This window comes from Ellagibacter sp. (assembly GCF_048412355.1).
Lineage (GTDB): Bacteria > Actinomycetota > Coriobacteriia > Coriobacteriales > Eggerthellaceae > Ellagibacter.
Genome location: NZ_DBFSAP010000030.1, coordinates 1 through 5,217, shown reverse-complemented (window position 1 = coordinate 5,217; position 5,217 = coordinate 1). Strand labels below are relative to the sequence as shown.

5 protein-coding genes are annotated in these 5,217 nt (G+C 59.7%); 1 reads left to right on the top strand and 4 read right to left on the bottom strand.

The features are described 5' to 3' along the window. Positions 1 to 302 precede the first annotated feature (302 nt). The 4 genes from ACMRQN_RS04000 to ACMRQN_RS03985 form a co-directional block, all read right to left on the bottom strand. Entirely contained in the window at positions 303 to 1,211 is a 909-nt protein-coding gene (locus ACMRQN_RS04000) for a LysR family transcriptional regulator (protein WP_418733921.1), read from the bottom strand. A gap of 233 nt (positions 1,212 to 1,444) precedes the next feature. Then, the gene (locus ACMRQN_RS03995; RefSeq protein WP_418733920.1) at positions 1,445 to 2,566 is read right to left on the bottom strand and encodes a 5-methyltetrahydropteroyltriglutamate--homocysteine S-methyltransferase; all 1,122 of its coding nucleotides are present in this window, start codon (positions 2,564 to 2,566) and stop codon (positions 1,445 to 1,447) included. Between the two features lie 229 nt (positions 2,567 to 2,795). After that, the gene (locus ACMRQN_RS03990) at positions 2,796 to 3,071 is read right to left on the bottom strand and encodes a substrate-binding domain-containing protein (protein WP_418733919.1); all 276 of its coding nucleotides are present in this window, start codon (positions 3,069 to 3,071) and stop codon (positions 2,796 to 2,798) included. A gap of 79 nt (positions 3,072 to 3,150) precedes the next feature. Next, entirely contained in the window at positions 3,151 to 4,203 is a 1,053-nt protein-coding gene (locus tag ACMRQN_RS03985; protein WP_418733918.1) for a helix-turn-helix domain-containing protein, read from the bottom strand. 95 nt (positions 4,204 to 4,298) lie between these two features. Between ACMRQN_RS03985 and ACMRQN_RS03980 the strand changes: the two genes are divergently transcribed. After that, the gene (locus ACMRQN_RS03980) at positions 4,299 to 5,072 is read left to right on the top strand and encodes an energy-coupling factor transporter transmembrane component T (RefSeq protein WP_418733917.1); all 774 of its coding nucleotides are present in this window, start codon (positions 4,299 to 4,301) and stop codon (positions 5,070 to 5,072) included. Positions 5,073 to 5,217: the final 145 nt, after the last annotated feature.

The following is a 5,217-nucleotide window of genomic DNA, read 5'->3' as shown; positions in this document are numbered from 1 at the left end:
CTCAGCTGGGAGAGCGCGTGACTGGCAGTCACGAGGTCAGGGGTTCGAACCCCCTATTCTCCACCATGAATTCAATCGCTGGTCGAACAATCGGCCAGCGATTTTTTTATCTCCAGGCTAGAGGGCTCGAACCCCGCGAGGTTCGCCAGTAGTTTTGATCCCCCTGAGGGCAAACTTTCTCAAACGGGGGTAACGGGTCGTGTCCGAGATGCACATTGCGGAGGGCAACTCGGTTTTTCGCCACTGTTTTCCTGTCTGCTCGTTTCTGCTGCGTTGCGATTCTGCTTTCCCGCTCGTCGCAATCATGCGCTTTGCGGGATGTGGCGTTTGATTGCTTTCCGGTAGGCTTTCCCGTAGCGCGTGGGCGTGGTGTTTCTGCGGGTGATGACCCCGATGGTCATGGTCTCGTCCACGTCCAGCGGAACGGAGATGATGTTTTCGCCGTTGAGCTCGTGCGATATGACCCCGCTGCACACGGTGTACCCATTCAGCCCCACGGCCAGGTTAAACAGCGTCGCTCGGTCGCGCACGCGGATGTTCTTGCGGCGGTCGAGCGTGCTGAGCAGCTCCTCGCTGAAGTAGAACGAGTTGAAATCTCCCTGCTCGTAGGAAAGGTAGGGGAAGTCGTCGAGGTCGTCGAGCGTTACCGACTCGCGTTCCGCAAGCGGATGAGTGCTCGAGATGAACACATGCGGCTCGGCGGTGAACAAGGGCTCGAATAGAAGATCTTGGCTTCGCAGCATTTTCTCGATGACCTCGTGGTTTCGCTTGGAGAGGTAGATGATCCCCAGCTCGCTTTTCATGCGCGAGACGTCCTCGATGATCTCGTGCGTCTGTTCCTCGCGCAGGGTGAAATCGTAGCGGAAGGCGTTGAACTCGCGTATGACGTCGACAAACGCGTTGACGGCGAACGAATAATGTTGGCAGGAGACGGCGAAACGGGGGACTTGCTGCGTCTCTCCCTTGTATTTCTCCTCCAGGAGGTCGGCCTGTTCGAGCACTTGTCGGGCATATCCGAGAAACGTCTCGCCCTCCGACGTTACCACGACACCCTTGTTCGTGCGTTCGAAGATGACGACGCCCATCTCGTGCTCCAGATCGCGGATTGCGGCGGTGATGGAAGGCTGCGACACGAACAGGCGCCTCGATGCCTCGGTGATGTTGCCCATCTCGGCGACTTTCACGACGTATTTCAGTTGCTGCAGTTTCATGAGCGCTCCTCGCCTGTGGGCCATCGGTGTTCAAGGATAGGGGATAATAACGTTCTTGCAGGCGTTTCGCGCAAAGAACGCAAAAGGGGAGAGCTTGTTTGCTCTCCCCTTAGGGGGTCACGCGCGGTGTGTGGAAGGCGCGCGGAAGTCGTGCGGCTTGGTGAAACATACTTGTACGTGGCGACTTGCGATCTGCGCTCAGCTTGCGACATGCGGCGCGCGCACGGCCTAAGCTAGTTGCCCCACACTTCTTCAGCGATCTCGCGCACGAGCGCCACCTTCGCCCACTGCTGCTCCTCGGTGAGCTTGTTGCCGATCTCGCAGCTTGCGAAGCCGCACTGCGGGGAGAGGCAAAGATTCTCGAGCGGCACGTACTTCGCCGCCTCGTGGATGCGCGCGATGACGGCCTGCTTGTCCTCGAGTTCGGCGCGCTTCGTGGTGATAAGCCCGAGCACGACCTTCTTGCCCGCGGGCACGCTCGAAAGCGGTGCGAAGCTGCCGGAGCGCTCGTCGTCGAACTCGAGGAAGAGCGCGTTCACGTGCTCGTTCGCGAGCAGTGCGTCGGCAACGTCGTCATAGCCACCCTCGCAGGCCCACGTGCTGTGGAAATTGCCGCGGCAGACATGCGTGTTGATGCAGAGGTCGGCGGGCGCGGCATCGAGCACGCGGTTGTTCACGCGCAGCAGTGTTTCCTTGATGCGCGCGAGCCCCGCTTGGTCGGTCCCGAAGAAAAGCTCCGCCTTCGGATCGACAAGGCATCCCCACGAGCAGTCGTCAAACTGCAGGTTGCGGCAGCCCGCGGCGTGAACCTGCTCGATGAATGCCAGGTAGGCGGCGACGATGTCGTCTTCTAGGAGCGCGTCGCTTCCGTATGCGGCGTCGGTCGCCTTGCGGTTCATGGGCATGATGAACTGCTCGATGAACTGCGCGGGCGCGGGTATCGTCAGCTTCGCCGTGGTGTTCTCGTCCTCGAAGGACTGGACGAAGCGGAAGTGCTCGACGAAGGGATGCTCGCCTGCGAGCGAAATCTTCCCCGTCAGATAGGTGTCGTCGATCTTGGCGGCCTCGTCGTGGAACGGCAGGCCGTCTTCGGTTGTGGAGTGACCGATGCCCTCGAATGCCCACATGAAGTCAAGATGCCAGGCCGCACGGCGGAATTCCCCGTCGGTGATGAAGCGCAGGCCGGCCTTTTTCTCCTTCGCGATGAGGTCGGTGATGCACTCGTCCTCGACTGCCTTCAAGGCTGCGGCGTCGATTGCACCTGCGCTGAAATCCTCGCGCGCCTTCTTCAGCTTCGCGGGGCGAAGGAAGCTGCCGACGACGTCGTATCGATTCGGTCCATAGTTCACTGCCATTGTCTGCCTTTCGGTTGGATGCTTGCTCGGGCTCGTCTCGGTGCCTCTTTTATTCGGCACTTGACGTTTTGGCTATCGCCGCGTTTATGTCGGTGTGAAGTATAGTCACGCGCTCGGAAATCGGGAAATACATGAATTGATGCAATTGCTATAGGGAAAACCTATCGACGAATGCGGACATCGAAGAAGTGTGTCTCCTCTCCCGCATCCTGCAACCCGCGTCGCTCGTCTAGCTCTCGTAGACGATGGCTCCCATGTTCGTCGCCTCGTAGCCCTCGATTGCGTCGATCGCGCCGTGGAAGGACTCGCTTTCCGCAATCTTGCGAATCTCCCGCACAAGCGGTGCGGTGCGCTGGCTCTTCTCGACGGCGATGTCGAGCCATTCGGTTTGCAGGGAGACGAAGGCGAGGTCGGGCAGCTCCTTCGCCAAACGCTCGACGCCGATCGCCACGTCGGCGCATCCCTTCGAGTGTAGCGTCGCCGGCGGTTGACCTTCGTTCCCCATCGCCCCTCTAATCTGAGTCGCTCGCATGGCCGGCTCCCACCTGTTTTCGGGGTGGCGGAGTATAGCGCGATGCTCTGTCCTATTCGATGCGCAATCTTTTGCGATAGGCGCGCGGCGTTGTGCCGTAGGCACGCTTGAATGCGTCGGTGAACGCTCCTTGGTTGCGATAGCCTGCGCTTTTGGCGATTCCGCCGATTTCGCGGCTTCCATCAAGGAGAAGGCGCCGACCGTGCTCCAGGCGCCGTGCGCGGATGTATCTTTGCGGGGTGTCCCCCTGAACATTGCGGAACGCCGATATCATCTTCCCCTCGCTTACATGGGCGATATTGCACAGCGTTTTCGTGCTGAGATTGGATGATAGGTTGCCATCGATGTAAGAGCAGATGCATTCGACGCAATCCTTGTCGCTTATGTGCGCGGCGTCGGCTGTCGTGCCCCTCTCGGGAATGCCGCTCGCTAGCAGCGCGAAGCATTCAATCACCTTGGCGTGATAATACGCATCGGCTACTGATGTGGCGGGGTAGGTGATGTCAAGCCCTCGAAGCGCCGAGGGCAAGCCGGGCACGCCATCAGACGTGGTGAGCCGCCCGATGGTGCGACGCAGTTTCTCCTTGTCGCAGCGCAAGGCGTCCGCATAGCGGTGCATCGCTTCGGGGGCAATGGTGATCGACGCCGATGAAAGCCGCTTGCCGGGCTCAAACGAGCTTGTGTAGGTGCCGCCATCCCAGTCATGCCCTATGAGCTTGCAGTTCGATCCGGCGCACTCGGGCGAGCAATACTCGGGCATTGCATGCTCATAGAGGCCGAACCCCAGATAGGGAACAGTCTCTATGGCTGCCTCCACGGCGCGTTCGTACGTGATGTCCATCGACACGACGATAGTGTCGCCGTCCATGAGGTAGAACCAATAGGATCCCTTGCCGTATCGGGGGTCGACAAACCATGTCTCGCCGATGCTTCGCACCAGGTTTGCCTGCCCGAAGCCGCGTGCGATCGCTTCTTTCGCGCGTACGGTGTGCAGCCGCGTAAGCTGTGTGACGAACATGTCGTAAAGCGGGTTTCCCTGTTCTGAGGCATAGCTTCCGTTTGATTTTTCGGTGGAACTTGATTTCTTTTCGGCGTCGTTTTCCATCTTCTTGTTCCGTCTTTCGCATCGCTTCACCGAGCTTTATTGTATCGCGAATAAGTCACCTATGGCTAACTGATAGGAAGAAGGACGAAAACTGCATGGCTCTTTCGATGGATACGTCTTTGCCCTTGAGCGCGGTAGTGCAGGCGCGGTCTTCGCTGTCCGCCGACGCCGCGCCGCGCCATCTCGACCCGCGCGTGTCGCTTGCGGTGCTGGTGATGATTAACGTACAGATGGCGCTTTCGCAAAGCCTGTTCGCCGAGATGGGCGTTTTGGCGCTTACCGTTGCCGTGATGGCGTATTGTCGCCGCTTCTCCGCGATTGTGCGCTGGCTTGCCTTCTATGCGCTGTTCGCCGTGACGGCGCAACTGCTCGTGGCGAGCGGAAGCACCTTGCTTTCGCCCTTTGCGGCGTCGCTTCTCATGTACCGCCATGTTCTGCCCGCCTTCATGTTCGCTTTCAACATGATCGCAACCACGCGTCTCGGCGAGCTCGCTTGTGCTCTGCAGGCGATTCGCGTTCCCTCGAATGTTTCGGTTGCGGTGTGCGTAGCGTTTCGTTTCCTCCCCACCATGGGTCGCGAATTCTCCGCCGTCGCCGACGCGATGAAGACGCGCGGCATCGCTCTCACGCCGAAATCGGTCGTGTGCCATCCCGCCAAGACCGCCGAGCATTTCCTTGTGCCCGTGATCGCGCGTTTGGGCCAGATCGCCGACGAACTGGGGAACGCGGTCGTCGTCCGCGGCGTGGGGGCGAGTGCGCACCGCACCTCGTATTACCGCCTGAGGATATGCGCAGTCGACGTCGCATGCCTTATCGCTGCGATGGTGCTTCTGGCGTTTGCCGTTTGTCTTAGAGCGGGGGTGCTCTGATGACGGAAAATGCCGCCGCGGCGAAGGCTTCGCCCTATGCTATCGAGCTCGATGGATGCACGTTTTGCTACAAAGGCGCTTCCCGTCCATCGCTTCGTGACGTTTCGCTTAAGATCCCTCGCGGTCAATGCGTTGTTGTGACCGG